We start from the raw sequence: 17,130 nt of genomic DNA on the forward strand, positions 1-17,130 counted from the left end.
TGCGCCGATACCCGGAGCACCGCCATGCCGGTGAAACAACGTGTGAGAGGCAGCCGATGATCGCCGCGCTGGAGCAGGCCCTGCGCATGGCGCTGCTGATGGGCTGGCAGATCTTCTGGGGTATCAGCCTGGGATTCCTGCTCTCGGCGGTCATCGAGGTCGCCGTGCCCAAGTCGCGCGTCGCGCGTGCGCTGCCGGACGCGTCGCTGCGATCGCTGGTACGCGCTACGCTGTTCGGGACGGCCTCGTCTTCCTGTTCCTATGCCGCCGTCGCCATCGCCAGGTCGCTGTTTCGCAAAGGCGCAAACTTCACCGCCGCCATCGCCTTCCAGTTCGCGTCCACCAACCTGGTGCTTGAGCTGGGCATCCTGCTGGCGGTGCTGATGGGGTGGCGCTTCACGCTGGCCGAGTTCGCCGGCGGGGTGCTGATGATCGGCATTCTGGCGCTGCTGTTCCGCTGGCTGCTGCGGCCGTCGCTGCTGGAGTCGGCGCGCCGGCAGGCCGGGCAAGGGCTGGCGGGAAAGATGGAAGGCCACGCCGCCATGTCCATGGAGGAGTCGGAAGGCGGGTTCTGGCAGAGGCTGCTGTCCGCGCGCGGCGTCACCGCGGTGAGCCACGCCTACATCATGAACTGGACGATGCTGTGGAAGGACATTCTGCTGGGTCTTGCTGTGGCCGGCGCGGTATCGGCCTGGGTGCCACATCAAGCCTGGGGTCGGCTGTTCCTGAGCGGCCATCCCTGGCTCGCGGCCATATGGGGGCCGTTGATTGCGCCACTGGTGGCGATCGCATCGTTCACCTGCTCGATCGGCAATGTGCCGCTGGCGGCCGTGCTGTGGAATAGCGGCATCAGCTTCGGCGGCGTGATCGCCTTTCTGTTCGCCGACCTGATCATCATCCCGATCCTGGATATCCTGCGCCGGTACTACGGCCGGCGCATGATGTGGTTTCTGCTGGCAACCTCGTACGCGGCCATGGTCGCCGCCGCGTGGCTGGTGGAACTGGCCTTCGCCGGCGCGGGCCTGCTGCCGCGGCAGCATGCGGCGCGCATCGCGCAGCTGCAGTTCAGCTTCAACTACACCGCCGTCCTCAACCTCCTGCTGCTGGCGCTGGCGGCCGTGCTGGCCTGGCGCTTCCTGGCCAGCGGCGGCCCGGCCATGCTCAAGCACATGGCGGAACGCCCGGCCGAAAGCCAGGCGCATCGGCACCGCACCTAGCGGCGCGGTGCCCACGGCTGGGGCCGCTTGTTGCCGGCGCCGCCGCGACGATGAACCGATTGCAACGGCCGCTACTCCTATTGTGGTGATGCTCCACAAACCGGAGGAGATGCAAATGGATTTGCTCATCGTTTTGATCGTATTGCTGGTGCTGTTCGGCGGCGGCGGCGGGATCTACTGGGGCATGGGCGCCGGCTGGGGCGTCGGCCCGGTCGGCCTGATCGTCGCCGTGCTGGTTGCCGAGATCGTCATCACGCTGATGGATTTCGTTGAGGAGGATCTGAGCCGGAAACTGCCGCCGAGCGAGCGGATCAATCACACGCTGCTGGCGATTAACTACGGTGCCATCCTGGTGCTGCTGCTGCCGGTACTGATCGCATGGGCGATGCAGCCGATCGGTGTCGCGGTCGTGTATCAGGGCCTGCTCAGCATCGCCGCGACTGCCTGCGCCGTCGGCGCGGCACTCTGCGGCATCAGGGATTTTGCCGCGATGCGCCGGCTCGGCCGGATGAAGAGCGCGCCCGCTGACGGTCTCGTTGAGAAGCTGCCTGGCCGGAAGACCGTTCTGATCACGGGCGCCACCGGCTTCATCGGCAGCCGTCTCGCAGCGAGCCTCGGCGGAGCAGGGCATCACGTCATCGCGCTGATCCGTAATCCTGCGAAGGCCGAGATGCTGCCGCCGCCGGTGACGCTGATCACCAGCCTCGATCAGATCGCCTCCGAGACGCATATCGACGCCATCGTCAATCTCGCAGGCGAGCCGATCGGCAACGGCCTTTGGACCGAGGCGAAGCGCGCGAAGATCATCGCCTCACGCGTCGACATGACCGATGAAATCGTGAATCTGATCGCGCGGCTCGACCGCAAGCCGGAGGTGCTGGTCAGCGGCTCTGCGATCGGCTGGTACGGCCTGTGGGCGGACCAGGTGCTGACGGAGTCGGCCAAGTCTCACGCCTGCTTCAGCCACGAGCTTTGCGCGGCCTGGGAGAAGGCAGCGCGGCCTGCGGGGGAGCTCGGCGTCCGTGTGGTGAATTTGCGCATCGGTCTCGTGCTCGGCACCGAAGGCGGCTTCATCACGCGCCTGCTGACGCCGTTCGAGTTCGGCCTCGGCGGTCCCATTGGCACCGGGCGGCAGTGGATGTCCTGGATCGAACGCGACGACCTGATCCGGCTGATCGCCTATGTGATGGCGACGCCAGATCTCACCGGGCCCGTCAACGCCACCGCGCCGATCCCGGTCACCAATGCGAAGTTCACCGAGGAGCTCGGTCGCAGGCTGAACCGGCCCGCGGTGTTCCGCATTCCCGGTAGCCTGTTGCGCCGGATCGGTGGCGGCTTCGCCGATGAGCTGCTGCTCGGCGGTCAGCGCGTGCTGCCGAACAAGGCGCTGAGCCGCGGCTTTGTGTTCCGGCACGAGACGCTGCGCAGCGCGTTCGAGGCGATCCTGTGAGGTGATGTCATGTCCTGTGCTGCATGTCCTCGCGTTGTGAATGGTTGGTTCCGCGGATGCTTGACGACAACCGCGACATTGGGAGCGTTGCCGATCTTCGCTGCAATTCTATCGCTTCCACATAGAGGTTTTCCGGAAGGCCTAGGTCCGATCGTCGTCCTGGTCTTGATTTTCTTGCCGATCACATTGATCTTCACCTGCCTGCTCAGCGGGATACCGGCCGCGCTCGTGATCTGGCTCGGTGAGTCGTTCCGGATTCGCTCTGTGTTCTTCTACGCGCCTGCCGGAGCTACGATCGGAGCCCTGATCGGATACGGTATCTTCGGGACGCGCCCTGCGCTGGAGGCGCTCTTCACCTTCGCTGGATGCCTGGCCGGAGTTGCGTATTGGTTCGCTGCGGGAAGGGGCGCGGGGGTTAGGTAGTTCGTGCCGAACTTCGGAATGTCGCCGCCACCGCGCGTAGCGCCGCGAGCTTGGCAGGATCGCTGACTTTCGAATGCAGCATCACCTTCGAGCTGCCGAGCTTTGGCAGCTTGTGCGCGGGGCCGATGTCGATCAGTCCGGGAGGTGCGATCCGCCGCGCCAATGGCGCGATCGCGAGCCCGGCAAGCGCGGCCGCGATCACCGCGGTGACGCCGCCGCCGACAAAGCGCTCGCGCCAGGCGATGCCGGTCTTGTCGAGCGCGCGCACCGCGATCGCACGGACGCCGCAGGGCGGGGCGAGCGTTGCGAGCGGCAACGGCTCGCCCTTCGGCAGCATGAAACGACGCGAGGCGAACCAGCCAAACTCATCTTCGGTCAGCTTCTCACCGCCGCGGCGGCTGCCTTCCTGACGCACGATCACCGCATCGAGCTCGCCTGCGTCATAGGCATCCTGCATCTCGCGCGAGAAGCCGATGGTGACGGCAAGGGTGAGGTTTGACGACATCGCATGCAGCCGTTCGAGCAGCGGCACCAGTTCGGGGCCGGCGGCATGATCGGAGATGCCGAGGGAGAGTGATTGCGCCGCCGGTGCGTCGTCCGACAGCGCGCGGGCGTGTGCGACCATCAGCGCGCGGGCGCGATCGTGGAAGCCAGCGCCATCGGCGGTGAGGCGGACCGCGCGTGGCGAACGCTCGACGAGACGCTTGCCCAGCAGCATTTCGAGCCGCTGCAGCTTGAGGCTGACCGCCGCCTGCGTCGTGCCAAGCGCTTCAGCGGCGCGGGTAAAACTCTGGAGGTCGGCGACCAGCAGAAAGGCCTGGACGGTGGCGATATCGAGCGTGGCTATCATTGTGAACCGTTATCACTGGTATATTATTAGATAAGATACCAAAATGGTGCGCCAAGGTCTAGCTTTTCACCAACGCCGCGCAAACAGCGCAGCATCTTGAGGAGAACGACAATGCCCCTGATCACCGTGTCCTATACCTCGTCCCGCCAGTCGCCATCGCTGAAGGCCGAGATCGCGAGCGCCGTGTCCGAGCTCACCGCAAAAATCCTGCACAAGGATCCCAAGGTGACCGCCATCATCGTGAAGTCGCTCGACGCGGGCGACTGGTTCGCCGGTGGCAAGTCGCTCGCCGAGCAAAAGCTCGCCAGCTACTGGATCGACATTCACGTCACCGAGGGTACCAACACCAAGGACGAGAAGGCCGCCTATCTCGCCGCGATGTTCAAGCGCATGGCGGAAATTTTGGGACCGCTGCATCCCGAGACGTATCTGCATGTCGATGAGGTCAAGGGCGATGCCTACGGCTTCGGCGGCCTGACCCAGGAGCGGCGCTATATCGCCGGCAAGCTCGACGTGTCGCTGAAGGCGGCATGAAGAGGCAAGCCGCGGGTGAGCCGTCTCACCCGCGGCTCGCAGGTCAGCTCGCAGCCCGGAACTCAACCTCGGCATTGTTGATGAAGCAGGTCTTGTCGAACAGCTTGAGGTCCAGCGGGTTCGGCAGTCTGACATCGCTGAGATCGGGGCAGGATTTTGTCGAGGGATCGTAGGACCGATCGATCTGCGAGATGAAGACGACGATCAGCCCCTTGTCTTGCGCGAACGATTTCAGCGCGCGCACCTGAACGGTGAGATCAGGGTTTTCCCGCCGCTGGTCGAGCAATTGCAGATAATCGACCACTACGACCGTGCCGCGCGGCGCCGTGGCCATCTGCTTCATGACATAGTCGGCACTGATGGTGTCGGAGCAGTCGACCTCCAACAGCTTGTCGAACTGGGCGGGCTCCACGCCGATCGCGCGCAGGCGGTCCAGCACGTCTCTCTCGGTGTATTCGAGCGAGAAGAATGTGGCGCGATGGCCTGATTTCATGGCCTCCACGGCGAGTTCGAGACTCATCAACGTCTTGCCCTGACCGGGACGCGCCCCGACCAGCACCAGGTCGCCTTGTTGGAATTGCGGGAACAGCCTGATAGCCGGCGTTGATGCCGCGGCTTTCACGGCGAGCAAGCTCCAGGCGGAAAAGCCTTCCGTGGCAGCAATGCGGTCGAGCGCGTCGTGCAGCGGAATGCCTTCCTCGCGCGACAGGCGCTTTGCTTTTCGCTTCAGATGATAGATCGGCGCAGACAGTTTCATCGTCAGAACCTCCTGATGCGAGCAGAAAGCGCAATCCCTCCTTATGCCCAGTGCTCGAACAGTCGGTTCGATGGTTTAGTCGCCCGGCATGAAGTCTGCTTTCCCGGCGGAGGGGGGAGGCGTGGGCGGCGCCTGACACTGATGTAGCCGATTCCGCGCGCACGGAGAACGCGCCCAATGCCTCGCCAACAACAATAAGTCAGGCGGTAGCTTCCGGGAGCAGCGCGCGGGTCGGCCCGAACAGTTCCTCAAACGACTGCCGCAACGCGATGTCGACATCCTGCATGGTCGCGAGCTGGCCGAGATCGGCCAACGAGGTGACGCCATAACGGGGATCGGCGACGCCGCAGGGGACGATACCCGCAAAGTGCTCCAGCTCCGGTTCGACATTGATGGCGATGCCGTGGAACGAGACCCAGCGCTTCAGCCGCACGCCGATCGCCGCGATCTTGTCCTCGTGCGCCTCGCCCTTGTCCGGGCGCTTCACCCAGACGCCGACCCGGTCCTCGCGCCGCTCGCCGCGGACGTTGAAGGCGGCGAGCGTCTTCAGGATCAGCTCCTCCAGGCTCGCGACATAGGCGCGGACATCGGGCCGGCGGCGCTTGAGGTCGAGCATGATGTAGGCCACGCGCTGGCCGGGGCCGTGATAGGTCAGCTGGCCGCCGCGCCCCGTCGCGAAGGTCGGGAAGCGGGAATCGAGCAGGTCGGTCGCCTTGCCTGACGTCCCTGACGTGTAGAGCGGGGGGTGCTCGAGCAGCCAGACCAGCTCCGGCGCTTGCCCCGCCGCGATCTCAGCGACCCGCGCCTCCATGGCGGCGACGGCGTCAGGATAGGGCACGGGCGTATCGGAGATTCGCCATTCGACCGGCGCGCCGCCTGTGGCGGAAAACGACGTCAAATCGAGGTCTTGGCGGCCGTTTTGCGAAGAATTAACCATTGGCTAACCATAACGTGGTGATGATCGCATGCGCAAATGCTGAAGTCCCTTGGTGTAGTCTCAAGTTGCGGCGGTCCTGACAGTGCCCACACTCGATAAAGTCACCGTGGATCTCATGGTCGTCCTCGGGACGACCTCCATGCCGATCCATCAAGTATTACGTCTTTCCCGCGGTGCCATCATCGAGTTGGACGCAACCGAAGCCGACGAGGTCAAGGTTCTCGCCAACAATCTGCCGGTGGCCTCCGGCGTCGTGCTGGTCGACCGCAACAGGATCGCGGTCGAGGTCAAGCAGATGTTGCCGCGGACGCCGGGCACCCGGTAGCGGCCCGGGCACGCGGTAGCGGCCTGGGCACGCGCTGAAGCCGGCCCCATCGGATAGGGCCGATCCGGACCGGGAATCCCCGACTTTCGTGCCAAGCTTGTGGAATTCAGGGTCTTTGCAGGCTTGTATCCCCCTGATGGATTTGTTAGATCGGCGGCCGCTGATCCGGCCAGCCTTTAAGACCTCAGGCCGGTATCTCCTAGCGCTCGTGGCGGAACTGGTAGACGCGCTGCCTTGAGGTGGCAGTGGGTAACACCGTGGGGGTTCGAGTCCCTCCGAGCGCACCACCTTCGAATCTCATTTTTGAAAAGCCAGCGGCCCGAATGGGCCTCTCAGCCATATTCCTCGCCGATCCCGTATTCCCGGTAGATCTCGAGCGGATCGAGGTCGGGGAACAGGCGGCATTTGGCCTGGGCCAAGTGTAGGCTCACCGCGTTCGGCTCCTTACCGTGCGACAGCATCTTGCGGATGTCGTCCATATGCGCGCTCGGCTGGTGCTTCGCCTCGAGCTGCTCGAGCGCGACCAGGGCGGTTGCGAGCGCCTCGGTCAGAACCCACTCGTCGTGCCCCGTGATTCCCTTCTTCGGCATCGGCAACCTCACGCGTCAGCGGCAGCAGCAGTCTACCGTAGCTTTCCTCGAATCTCCATTGAGCGGCAATGGGCGGCGTAGCGCCTGGAACACTGCGGGCGACTCGCGCGCTTGCAATATGGCGGCGCGTGGCTAAAAGGCGGCGGCGCGCGGGCGATGGTATCGTTGTTGAAACAATATTGGCGTAGACGGGCCTCGCGCGACCTCTCTCGGCTGGAGCCAGCATGGTCTTTCTAAGCTTCGTCTACCGCTTCCTGACCAACTTTGCGTTCATGGCGCTGGTCTATTTCAGCCTGAACTTCATGGAGAAGTACCAAAACCGGGCGATCCTCGCGATCCTGGTGCTGGTCTACTCAGGCATGCGCGCAGCCTCCACGCTGCGGGCCTTCTATTTCTACCAGAAGATCGAGAAGCTGGAGGCGGAGACCAAGCGGCTTCAGGCGCCGATCAATGACGGCTCGGGCGGCACCAACGTGCGCAGGCAGATCGTGATTGATGTTGCGCGGCTGCGCCGTGACGGCGAGCTCAAATCCTATATGGACCTGTTCTTCCTGGCGCTGATTGTACTGCTCTGCGTCGCCAACATCATGCGACAGTAACCGCGCTTCAGTCAGGCGCGCTTCTTCATGCTGGTGGCGACGCGGGTCGCGCGAGGCGCTGCGCTCTTGGCTTGAGCCGCGTGCTTCGGTGCGGGGTGTGCCGCATGCGCCGTTCGCTGCGCCTTGATTTTGCCAGCCTTGCCTTTGCCGGCTCGGCCCGCCTCGGCCGCCATCGCAAGCCGGGTGGCGGCGCGGCGCGACAAGGTCGTCGACAGCAGCACCTCGACCGAGCCCTCGGGGATCGCGAAGAGATCGCGGCCGGGTGCGGGCAGGGTGGAGGCGATATCGGCCTGCGCCATGGTCCTGTGCGGCAACAGCTGCGGCTGATGCGCGGTCTGCGCGTTGAGATCGGCAAGGCCGGGCGCCGGCAGCGTCGCTGTCTGCGCATACACGAAATTCGGCACCTGAGGCCAGCGCGCGATCGGCGTCGTCTCTGTCGGCGGATGCAGCAGCCATTCCACCGCGGTGGTCGGCGTCGCCGGCTGGTCGGCGGTTGCGGGCACCACATGCACGATGCGATAGCCGCGCGCCTTGAGGTCGCGGATGATCTTTGGCAGCGCAGCGACGGTGCGCGCCTGGATGTCGTGCAGCAGCAGGATGCCCTTGCCCTTGGCCTCCAGCCGCTGGATCGCGAGCTGGTAGACGCGATCGGGCGAGACGTGACGCCAGTCGTCGGCCGGGAAGTCGGCGCTCCACACCTGGATGCCGCGCGAGATCAGATAGTTCTCGACGCCGTCGGCGCGCATCAGGCCGGGAATGCGGAAGAACGGCGCGAGCTTGGATGGGTCCGTCATCGCCGCCGACGTCCACTCGATGCCGCCATTGACCTGGGCCTCGACCTTGTCGATCGGCATCCGGTCCATCGTCAGCGGATGGGTCATGCTGTGCGTGCCGACGGTGTGACCCGCCGCGACCAGTTTGCGCACGCCTTCCGGGTTCGCCTTGGCCTGCTCGCCGATGATGAAGAAGGTCGCCTTGATGCACTCGTCGGCGAGGATCTGAAGCACCTGATTGGAATATTTCGGCAGCGGACCGTCGTCAAAGGTCAGCACCACCTCGTGGTCCTTCAGCGGCAGCGTCTCGCGGTACTGCATCGTCCCGATGCGCGGATGCTCGCGCGGGTCGACGACGAGCGTGCGTGAGGTCCCGAGCGCATCGGGATGCCCCGGGCATTCGGCGGCGAAGGCCGCCGATGACGCGGTGGTCAGCAGGCCCAGCAGCAGGACGGTCCACGATCGCGCCCGAAAAACAACGCTACTTCCGATCATGAACCCCGTCTGCCCTCATCTAATCTGGCTGCGATATCGATAGGTCGGAGACATCAGGAAACGGTTCAGGCGCAAAGACCTTTCCCGCCCGAGGCGCCCCTCAATCATTGCATGGACTAGCATGAACAGAGTGTTAATAGGGCTCAAATCACCCCATTTTGGTCAGCCGTGACATTCCGGCATCAATGCGCGTCGGCGTTCTTCTGTGACGTGCCCGTCGGCACGATGTGAACCACGTGATAGCCGTTCTCCCGCAACCAGCGCAGGAAGTCCGGCATCATGGCCGCCGTACGCGCCTGGGCATCGTGGAACAAGATGATACCCTTGCGGTTGGCGGTCACGCGGTCGGTGATCAGCTTGAGTTCCTGCTCCGGCGTCATGTCGTTCCAGTCGCTGGCCCAGAAATCGGCGCCGAACACCACGATGCCGCGCTGCTCGAGCAAGTCGAGCTGGGCCGGCGTGGACTCGAAATAGGGGAAGCGGAAGAACGGCGTCGAGGGTGTCGTCGTCGCCACCCCGTTCAGTGCCTTCTCGTCGGAGGCGATGCCGTGATCGATCTCGTACTTGGCCGTGTCAGCGGGGATCCGCGCCATGTACGGATGCGACCAGGTGTGGTGACCGATTGTGTGCCCCTCGCGCGCGATGCGCTTGACGAGATCAGGGAATTCGGTGGCGCTCCGGCCGACCAGGAAGAAGGTGGCACGCACGCATTCCTGCGCCAGCGCCGCCAAAATCTTGTTCGTCGAGGGCGGACGCGGGCCGTCGTCGAAGGTCAACACCACCTCGTGATCGGCGAGCGGCAGCGTCTGCGGAAAACTCTTCAAGCCGACGCGTGGCGTGGTCTTGGCATCGACGCTCATCACCCGCGAGGTGCCGAGCGCATCGCCCCTAGGGCAATCCGCGGCCCGGGCTGAACCGATCGCGGCGAGGCCGGCGAGAGCCAGGCTCGTCGTGATCGAGGTCCATTTCAGCCGCTGTATCTTTGCCATTGCGCTCACGATTGTCTTGTGGGTATTGCGTGACCGTCAGCCCCAACCATCAACCTGTCAAACGGCGAGGCGTTCCCATGGATGAACATATCGATGGCGCTGTATCCGCCGAGACATTGGTACTCGACCACGTCCCCATGCGCAATGAAGACGGCGAAATCAGGCATGAATTCGTCGAGGAAATTGCGCACGCGATCGAGGTCGCCGACAGTGCTGCGCTGCGCGCCTGCGTTGCCGATCTGCACGAGGCCGACCTCGGTGACCTCATCGCTGCGCTTGCGCCCGACGACCGCGTCCGCCTGGTCGAGCTGACCGGTGCCGACTTCGACTTTTCCGCGCTGAACGAGGTCGACGAGAGCGTTCGTGAGGAAATCCTCGACGAGCTGCCGCCCGAGACGGTAGCCGAGGGCGTCCGCGAGCTGGAATCCGACGACGCGGTCGAGCTGCTCGAGACCCTGGACGAGGAGGAGCAGGAGGAGATCCTCGAGAAGCTGCCGCTGCAGGAGCGCGTCGCGCTCGAGCGCAGCCTGCTGTATCCGGAAAACTCCGCCGGCCGGCGCATGCAGACCGAGTTCATCGCCGTGCCACAGGATTTCACGGTTGGGCAGGCGATCGACTACATGCGCGACACGCCCGATCTGCCTGACCGGTTCTACGAGATCTACGTCGTCGACAAGGACCAGCACTGGCAGGGCGCTGTTCCGCTCGATGTGCTCCTGCGCGCACGCCGCCCGGTGCTGCTGACCGAGCTGACCGACGAGGATCGTCGCCGCGTTTCCGTCCTCGAGGACCAGGAGGAGGTGGCGCGCATGTTCGGCAAGTACAACCTCGTTGCCGCGCCGGTGCTTGACACCCAGGACCGCCTCGTCGGCGTCATCACCGTTGACGACGTCGTCGACGTCATCGAGGAAGAGGCGGACGAGGACCTCAAGGCGCTCGGCGGCGTCACCAGCGACGAAGAACTGTCGGACACGTTTCTCACCATTGCGCGCGGCCGCTTCAACTGGCTCCTGATCAACCTTGCCACCGCCTTTCTGGCGTCGTCCGTGCTCGGCCTGTTCGAGGGCCAGCTCGAGAAGATGGTGGCGCTCGCCGTGCTGGCGCCGATCGTTGCGAGCCAAGGCGGCAATGCCGCGACCCAGACCATGACAGTCGCCGTCCGCGCGCTCGCCACCCGCGAGCTCGGTTCCTCCAATGCGTGGCGCGTGGTGATCCGCGAGACGCTGGTCGGTCTCGTCAACGGCATCGGCTTTGCCGTGATCACGGGCATCGCCGCGGTGGCCTGGTTCAAGATCCCGGGTCTCGGTGTCGTCATCGGGCTCGCGATCATCGTGAACCTCGTTGCCGGTGCGCTCGGCGGCATCCTGATCCCGATGGCGCTTGAACGCGTCAGGGCCGATCCGGCCGTGGCGTCAGGCACGTTCGTGACGACGGTGACTGACGTCGTCGGCTTCTTCTCCTTCCTCGGCATCGCCACACTGTGGTTCGGATTGAAGTAGGGTTCTCCGTCATTCCGGGGCGGGCCACTTGGCGCGAACCCGGAATCCATTTGTCCGCATACTCAGATGCCCGATGGATTCCGGGCTCGCGCTTCGCGCGCCCCGGAATGACAAGACCATCTTTAATCCGACCTTAAGCGACCTCCCGCATGATTCCCTCGCGCTTGGGGGAATGAGCATGCGGTTGCGGCTGAAGGCGGACGGACGGGTCGTTGAGTTGCGGGACGGACAAGAGTTTCCGGTCCAGCCGTCTCCGGTCGAGGGCGCGGCCCAAACGCCGCCGGCGGAAATTGGCTCACTCGGGGTGCGCGATTTGCGTCGGCGCGCGTGTCTGACCCAGATGGAGTTCGCCGCCAAGCTTGGCGTGCCGGTCGAGACCATCCGCAATTGGGAGCAGGGCAAGCGCGCTCCGCGCGGACCCGCCCGCGCGCTGCTGGCCGTGATCGCGCATGCGCCCGATACGGTCTTCCAGGCGCTCGCCAAAGCCTGACGTCAAGGCCGGACCCTCGAAGCTTCCGTTAGCTTGCGGCTGAAGATCCGCATCCACAGCCGGCCTCGTCCATTGCACTCTGGCGGACCGGGCTCATAATGATGTCCTGGGGCTGTCGCAACAGAGAGGATTCCTCATGCTGTTCGTCGAGGCCAATGGCGCGAAGATTCCGGCGATCGGGCTTGGGACCTGGGAGCTGAGCGGCCGAACCTGCGCCCGCGTGGTCGAGCAGGCGCTGCGGCTCGGCTACCGTCATATCGATACCGCCCAGGTCTATGACAATGAGCGCGAGGTCGGCGACGGATTGCGCGCCTCCGGCGTCCGCCGCGATGACGTCTTCGTCACCACAAAAGTCTGGACCAATCATTTCGCGCCCCACGATCTCGAACGGTCGGTCAAGGAGAGCCTGGTGCGCTTGAGGCTTCCCGCTGTCGACCTTGTGCTGCTGCACTGGCCCAATCCGCACGTGCCGCTGGAGGAGACGCTGGGCGCGCTGGCGCATGCCAAGCGCATGGGCCTCACGCGCCACATCGGCGTCTCCAATTTCACGGTGGCGCTGATCGAGCAGGCGGTCGCCCTGTCAGGCGAGCCGCTGGTTTGCAACCAGGTCGAATATCATCCCTATCTCGACCAGGCGAAGGTGAGGGCGGCCTGCGACCAGCACGGGATGGCGCTCGTCGCCTACAGCCCGATCGCCAAGGGTCGCATCAAGTCCGACCCTACGCTCGCGGCTATCGGCCACGCCCATCGCAAGACGCCGGCGCAAGTCTGCCTGCGCTGGCTGGTGCAGCAGAATGTCTCTGCCATTCCCAGAACCTCGCGAGTCGAACGTCTGTCGGAAAACATCGAGATCTTCGATTTCGAGCTCTCGGATGACGAGATGGCGGCGATTGCCGCACTGGCCAGTCCCAGGGGACGCCTAACCGATTTCGGCTTCGCGCCGAAATGGGATTGAGGGAGAATTTGGGTATGCTAGGAGCAGGATGGCAACCCAAGATCGGGCGATGGAACTGCGGAAGATCATCCGGACGGACATTGCGGCGTCGGCGATCGCGCACCTGACGCTGGTCGCGCTGATCATCCTGATCAGCGAGGTCCATCCATTTCATCCGGCGCCGCCCGAAACCGTTGCGGTCGACATAGTCACGCCGGAGCAGGTGAAGCAGGAGGAGGCGAAGGCGGAGGAAAAGGCCAAGGAGGAGGTGAAACCGCTCCCGGACTTCAAGCTACCGAAGCTCGACTTCACCGACCAGAACAAGGCGGACGCGGCGCCCAAGTCAACGCCGCCCAAGTCTGCGCCGACCAAGGAGAAGCCAGCAGAGAAGGCGGCCCCGCAACAGAAGCAGGCCGCGCATGATCCGCAGCAAAGCCAGCCGCAGCCACAGCCCTCACCATCGCAGATGCCGCCGCCTCAGCCTGAGGCGGCACAACAGCCACCGCCCGTGATGGCGCAGCCGCCGGCCTACACGCCGCCAGAGCCTGACGTCACCGTCAAATACCATGTGATGCTGGGCCTGCCGCCCACATTGCCGCCTGCATTGCCGCCCGCGCCGAAGGACGGCCCCAAGGATGACGGCGGCGATGCCAAGGACTCGATCGCGGCCAAGCTGCCGCCCGAAGTCATTGCCGAGCTTCGGCGTCACCTGAGAAGCTGTTCGAAACTGCCGGCCGGGGTCGCGGCGACCGATGCCGTGCGGATCAGGCTGCGCGCCGTGATGGCCACCGATGGCACGCTGGCTCGCGAGCCGATCCTGATCGAAGCGCCGCCATCAACCAAGGGCGTCGCCATCGTGAAATCAGCAATGAGTGCGATGCAAGCCTGCCAGCCCTACAAGATGCTGCCCGTCGACAAGTACGATGAATGGAAGGTGATGGACCTTTCGTTCACGCCCGGCGATTTCGGGTCGTAGACGCCCCGGAACGCGCGGCGGGATTGGAGAACCATGCTCGTCACCCCTCATCGCCGGCGACCACATCCGGCGCCATTGCGGCCCAGGCGTTCGAGGCAAACTGCCGCCGCCAGGTTACGACCACCACCGCGGCCGTGGTCACGAACAGCACCCAGGGGCTGACGAACCAGCCGAGATAGCCAAGCGCGAAGAAGAAGGCGCGCTGGCCGCGGTTGAAGTGGCGGCCGGCGGATTCGAACAGGCGCGTGGTCCGCAGGACATGAGCCTCAGCCTCGGGCGTGTCGCGCTGCGAGGCCGGCGGCATCCCGCCATAGAGGATGGCGACATAGTTGAACAGGCGATAGGCCCAGGCGAATTTGAAGAAGGCGTAGACGCAGATCAGCACGAGGCCGACGCATTTCAGCTCCCACATTGCGGGCGAGGTGCTGAGATCGATCGGCAGCTTGCCCAGGATGGTGATGGCGTCGTTGGTGGCATGCAGCAGCGCCAGCGCGCCGCCGAGCGCGAACAGGCTGGTGGAAGCGAAGAAGGCGGTGCCGTTCTGCAGCGATGCCATGATCTGCATGTCGACCATGCGCGCCTCGCGGTCGAGCAGGCGGCGCACCCAGACCTCGCGGTAGCGGTTCATCCGCGCCGACAGGCTGTCGCGGCCATAAGCGGAATGCTCGAGCGTTGCGGCATAGACCAGCCACTCGATGATGAAGAAGCCGACGGCGGTGATGTCGACCCAATGCCTGCTCATGTCACTCTCCTGGCGGGGCCATCACGATTGCCACGCATGCTGGGGAGCGGCAACGATTGATTGGCGGCAGGCGTTGGCGTTAAAAGCAGCCGCACAAGACTTACGGAAGGACCAGGGACATGGCAGCGCTCAAGCTCGCGATCGGCAACAAGAACTACTCATCATGGTCGATGCGGCCTTGGCTCGCGCTCCGCGCCAACGACATCCCGTTCGTGGAGACCGTGATCCCGCTCTACACCGACAATCCCGCGGATAAGGAGCAGATCCTGTCCTTTAGCCGCGCCGGCAAGGTGCCAGTGCTGGTCGATGGCGACATCACGGTGTGGGATTCGCTCGCCATCATCGAATACATCGCCGAGCGCTATCCGGAGAAGAAGCTTTGGCCCGACGATGTCGCGGCCCGCGCCTTTGCCCGTTCGGTCTGCGCCGAGATGCATTCCGGCTTCATGGCCTTGCGCGGCGAATGCGGCATGAACCTGCACCGTCCGGTGCGGGCCGTGACGCTGTCGGCGGACGCCAAGGCCAATGTCGCGCGCGTGCAGGAGATCTGGCGCATGTGCCGGACCCGCTACGGCGCCGGTGGGCCGTTCCTGTTCGGCCGCTTCGGCGCGGCGGATGCTATGTATGCGCCGGTCGTGCATCGTTTCCGCACCTACGCCATCGAGGTCACGCCGGAGGCCAAGGCCTACATGGACACGATGATGGCGATGCCGGCGTTCCAGGAATGGACCCGTGATGGTCTCGCTGAAACGCTTGTCATCGAAAAGTTCGAGAACGTGTAGAGCATGATCCGGAGAAGTGGTGACCGGTTCTCCGACAAGATCATGCTCACTCGAAATGTGATTGAGCGCGGCTTGACGGCACGGCCGCTCGCGGCGCTCAATCGCAGGAAACAACGAAAGAGGGGACGGCAATGGGAATCCTGGACTCGCTGGAGAACAATCCCGCACTGCGCAGCGCGCTTGGTCAGCTCGGCGACGCCGTTCTGCCGGCCGTACTCGGCGAGGTGATGGGCAACAACAACCAGGGCGGGTTGGGCGCGATCGTCGCCAAGCTCCAGCAGGCGGGCTTCGGCGAGCAGGTGAAGTCCTGGCTCGGCAATGGCCAGAACTTGCCGATCTCGGCCGACCAGCTCCGGGCCGTGCTCGGCAACGACACCGTCCGCCAGCTGGCTGCGCGCTACAACATCCCGGTCGACCAGCTCGGGGAGATCCTGGCTCAGGAACTCCCCAAGGCGGTCGATCAGGCAAGCCCGAACGGCCAGCTGCCGCACGGCGCCTGAAAAAGGGGCCGGTTCCGGCGGTATCACCGGCGGCCCGGTTCCCTGGATATCGTCCTGAAAACACAGAAGGATTGGCCTATTTGCCATGCCGGCATACTGCTGGCCAAAACGCCGCATCGCGTGCTATAGGTCACACCGGGTTTTCAGCCGGTCCGTCGCAGTGGGACCCTGGGCACGGCCGGCGCTGTTTGAGTGATGGAGATGGGCGTTGAAGCATAAATTCCCCGTGGGAACGCGCGTATTGTTCACTGCCAGCAACATTGCGCGCCCGGCTGCGAGTGGCGCCTACGAGGTCATTCGCCTCCTGCCGACGGAAGGCGACGACTGCCAGTACCGGATCAAGAGCTCCACTGAGGCCTTCGAACGGGTTGCCAAGGAAAGCCAGCTCGCGCTCTCGTAATGCGCTGACGCTGGCCACGCATTGACATTGCGGACGAATTTGCGCCGCTCGCCGTCAAAAGGCCCGCTTCGCCTCGGCAAGGTGGGTAGGGGCAGTTGCCGACTCGCGGTGCTCGCTTGACCATCAGCTCTTTGCTCGCGTGAGGGGACATCGCGCATGAACTGGGCATGGGCCTCGTCGCTCGACCAAATCTGGCGCTCGCCATCCTTCCCGATGTGGATGACGCTGGCGGCTGCCGGCTTCTTCGGATTGATCCTGCTGATCACGCTGTTGCGCGCCGAGAAATCGGTCGCCAACGGTGCGCTGACCGTTATCACGCTGCTCTCGATCGGCATCGCGGTGGCTGCCACCATGCGCATCTATGGGCCGACGGGGCAGGCCGCCCCGACCGAAGCCCGCACGCAAGCCACGGTGACCGCGACGCTTCCCGCGCTGGCCTGCCTCGATGACCTCGCCGGCGAAGCCGTCGCCACCGGCTGTGAGAAGGCGCTGTTCGGTGCGCCTGACACGGCGGCTGCCGCTGTCGCCTACACGGCGGCCCGGATCGATCGGCTGACGGCGCTCGGCGATGCCGCGACCGCCGACAAGAGCCTGACGCTCGACACGAAGGTCCTGCGCAAGGCGCTGGAGCGTGATCGCTTCGGTCTCGTGGCGCAAGTGCTGGTCACGCGTGACGGCTGCACCCAGTTCGATTGCGCCGCGTTCCGCTCGTTGACGGACCAGCAGCAGGTCGCGGCCAACATGGATTCCCATCTCTACGATCAAATGGTCGCGCGCTATGCGCCGACCTGGAATTCGCCCGCAGCGGCCCTTGGAGCTCTGCCGCCCAACCCGATCGCAGCGCTGCCGCCATCGATGCCATCAGGCA

At 64.7% G+C, this 17,130-nt stretch carries 19 protein-coding genes, 1 tRNA gene and 1 pseudogene; 14 read left to right on the forward strand and 7 right to left on the reverse strand.

Annotation, left to right across the window (positions count from 1 at the left end):
* Together Q0687_RS00005 and Q0687_RS00010 are read left to right on the forward strand one after the other, a co-directional pair.
* Positions 1 to 1,217, forward strand: a 1,217-nt coding sequence (locus Q0687_RS00005) for a permease (RefSeq protein WP_298870561.1), incomplete at its 5' end; no start/stop codon positions are given.
* A gap of 115 nt (positions 1,218 to 1,332) precedes the next feature.
* On the forward strand, positions 1,333 to 2,667 hold the full coding sequence (locus Q0687_RS00010; RefSeq protein WP_298870565.1) for a TIGR01777 family oxidoreductase: 1,335 nt from the start codon (positions 1,333 to 1,335) through the stop codon (positions 2,665 to 2,667).
* A gap of 415 nt (positions 2,668 to 3,082) precedes the next feature.
* Here Q0687_RS00010 and Q0687_RS00015 read toward each other — a convergent pair whose 3' ends face one another.
* Positions 3,083 to 3,940: a LysR substrate-binding domain-containing protein gene (locus Q0687_RS00015; RefSeq protein WP_298870567.1), complete on the reverse strand. Its 858-nt coding sequence runs from the start codon at positions 3,938 to 3,940 to the stop codon at positions 3,083 to 3,085.
* Positions 3,941 to 4,051: 111 nt separating this feature from the next.
* Between Q0687_RS00015 and Q0687_RS00020 the strand changes: the two genes are divergently transcribed.
* Complete coding sequence (locus Q0687_RS00020) at positions 4,052 to 4,474, forward strand: 4-oxalocrotonate tautomerase family protein (RefSeq protein ID WP_298870570.1); 423 nt, start codon at positions 4,052 to 4,054, stop codon at positions 4,472 to 4,474.
* 43 nt (positions 4,475 to 4,517) lie between these two features.
* On the opposite strand, the gene Q0687_RS00025 is transcribed toward Q0687_RS00020, so the two are convergent.
* Both Q0687_RS00025 and lipB read right to left on the reverse strand, forming a co-directional pair.
* Entirely contained in the window at positions 4,518 to 5,231 is a 714-nt protein-coding gene (locus Q0687_RS00025) for a DNA helicase (RefSeq protein WP_298870572.1), read from the reverse strand.
* A 199-nt stretch (positions 5,232 to 5,430) separates the two neighbouring features.
* Positions 5,431 to 6,168, reverse strand: coding sequence for a lipoyl(octanoyl) transferase LipB (gene lipB / locus Q0687_RS00030; RefSeq protein WP_298870575.1), 738 nt, complete (start codon positions 6,166 to 6,168; stop codon positions 5,431 to 5,433).
* A gap of 82 nt (positions 6,169 to 6,250) precedes the next feature.
* Between lipB and Q0687_RS00035 the strand changes: the two genes are divergently transcribed.
* On the forward strand, positions 6,251 to 6,493 hold the full coding sequence (locus tag Q0687_RS00035; protein ID WP_298870577.1) for a FliM/FliN family flagellar motor switch protein: 243 nt from the start codon (positions 6,251 to 6,253) through the stop codon (positions 6,491 to 6,493).
* A 202-nt stretch (positions 6,494 to 6,695) separates the two neighbouring features.
* Positions 6,696 to 6,780 (forward strand) — tRNA-Leu (locus Q0687_RS00040).
* A 45-nt stretch (positions 6,781 to 6,825) separates the two neighbouring features.
* On the opposite strand, the gene Q0687_RS00045 is transcribed toward Q0687_RS00040, so the two are convergent.
* Positions 6,826 to 7,083 carry a hypothetical protein gene (locus Q0687_RS00045; RefSeq protein WP_271598843.1) on the reverse strand — a complete coding sequence of 86 codons (258 nt, stop codon included), beginning with the start codon at positions 7,081 to 7,083 and terminating at the stop codon, positions 6,826 to 6,828.
* 224 nt (positions 7,084 to 7,307) lie between these two features.
* Here Q0687_RS00045 and Q0687_RS00050 point away from each other — a divergent pair, with 224 nt between their 5' ends.
* On the forward strand, positions 7,308 to 7,682 hold the full coding sequence (locus Q0687_RS00050; RefSeq protein WP_298870589.1) for a hypothetical protein: 375 nt from the start codon (positions 7,308 to 7,310) through the stop codon (positions 7,680 to 7,682).
* Between the two features lie 11 nt (positions 7,683 to 7,693).
* On the opposite strand, the gene Q0687_RS00055 is transcribed toward Q0687_RS00050, so the two are convergent.
* Both Q0687_RS00055 and Q0687_RS00060 read right to left on the reverse strand, forming a co-directional pair.
* The gene (locus Q0687_RS00055; RefSeq protein ID WP_298870592.1) at positions 7,694 to 8,950 is read right to left on the reverse strand and encodes a polysaccharide deacetylase family protein; all 1,257 of its coding nucleotides are present in this window, start codon (positions 8,948 to 8,950) and stop codon (positions 7,694 to 7,696) included.
* Between the two features lie 182 nt (positions 8,951 to 9,132).
* On the reverse strand, positions 9,133 to 9,939 hold the full coding sequence (locus Q0687_RS00060) for a polysaccharide deacetylase family protein (protein ID WP_298870595.1): 807 nt from the start codon (positions 9,937 to 9,939) through the stop codon (positions 9,133 to 9,135).
* Positions 9,940 to 10,016: 77 nt separating this feature from the next.
* On the opposite strand from Q0687_RS00060, the gene mgtE reads away from it, so the two are divergent.
* The 4 genes from mgtE (at position 10,017) to Q0687_RS00080 (ending at position 13,838) form a co-directional block, all read left to right on the forward strand.
* Positions 10,017 to 11,438 carry a magnesium transporter gene (mgtE, locus tag Q0687_RS00065; protein ID WP_298870597.1) on the forward strand — a complete coding sequence of 474 codons (1,422 nt, stop codon included), beginning with the start codon at positions 10,017 to 10,019 and terminating at the stop codon, positions 11,436 to 11,438.
* Positions 11,439 to 11,610: 172 nt separating this feature from the next.
* The gene (locus Q0687_RS00070) at positions 11,611 to 11,928 is read left to right on the forward strand and encodes a helix-turn-helix domain-containing protein (protein ID WP_298870611.1); all 318 of its coding nucleotides are present in this window, start codon (positions 11,611 to 11,613) and stop codon (positions 11,926 to 11,928) included.
* A gap of 136 nt (positions 11,929 to 12,064) precedes the next feature.
* Positions 12,065 to 12,883, forward strand: a complete 819-nt coding sequence (locus Q0687_RS00075) for an aldo/keto reductase (protein ID WP_298870598.1) — start codon at positions 12,065 to 12,067, stop codon at positions 12,881 to 12,883.
* Positions 12,884 to 12,932: 49 nt separating this feature from the next.
* Positions 12,933 to 13,838, forward strand: a complete 906-nt coding sequence (locus tag Q0687_RS00080; RefSeq protein WP_298870613.1) for a hypothetical protein — start codon at positions 12,933 to 12,935, stop codon at positions 13,836 to 13,838.
* 40 nt (positions 13,839 to 13,878) lie between these two features.
* On the opposite strand, the gene Q0687_RS00085 is transcribed toward Q0687_RS00080, so the two are convergent.
* Positions 13,879 to 14,580 (reverse strand): DUF599 domain-containing protein, encoded by a 702-nt coding sequence (locus tag Q0687_RS00085; protein WP_298870601.1) that lies wholly within the window; start codon positions 14,578 to 14,580, stop codon positions 13,879 to 13,881.
* Positions 14,581 to 14,699: 119 nt separating this feature from the next.
* Between Q0687_RS00085 and Q0687_RS00090 the strand changes: the two genes are divergently transcribed.
* From Q0687_RS00090 to Q0687_RS00105, 4 genes and pseudogenes are all read left to right on the forward strand, one after another.
* Positions 14,700 to 15,362: a glutathione S-transferase family protein gene (locus Q0687_RS00090; RefSeq protein WP_298870604.1), complete on the forward strand. Its 663-nt coding sequence runs from the start codon at positions 14,700 to 14,702 to the stop codon at positions 15,360 to 15,362.
* A gap of 104 nt (positions 15,363 to 15,466) precedes the next feature.
* A pseudogene (locus Q0687_RS00095) lies at positions 15,467 to 15,862 on the forward strand (YidB family protein); the annotation flags it as partial.
* Positions 15,863 to 16,070: 208 nt separating this feature from the next.
* Complete coding sequence (locus tag Q0687_RS00100; protein WP_298870607.1) at positions 16,071 to 16,262, forward strand: hypothetical protein; 192 nt, start codon at positions 16,071 to 16,073, stop codon at positions 16,260 to 16,262.
* A gap of 156 nt (positions 16,263 to 16,418) precedes the next feature.
* Positions 16,419 to 17,130: hypothetical protein (locus Q0687_RS00105; protein WP_298870609.1), on the forward strand; the 712-nt coding region annotated here is incomplete at its 3' end.

The sequence above is a fragment of the uncultured Bradyrhizobium sp. genome (genome assembly GCF_936928535.1).
GTDB lineage: Bacteria > Pseudomonadota > Alphaproteobacteria > Rhizobiales > Xanthobacteraceae > Bradyrhizobium.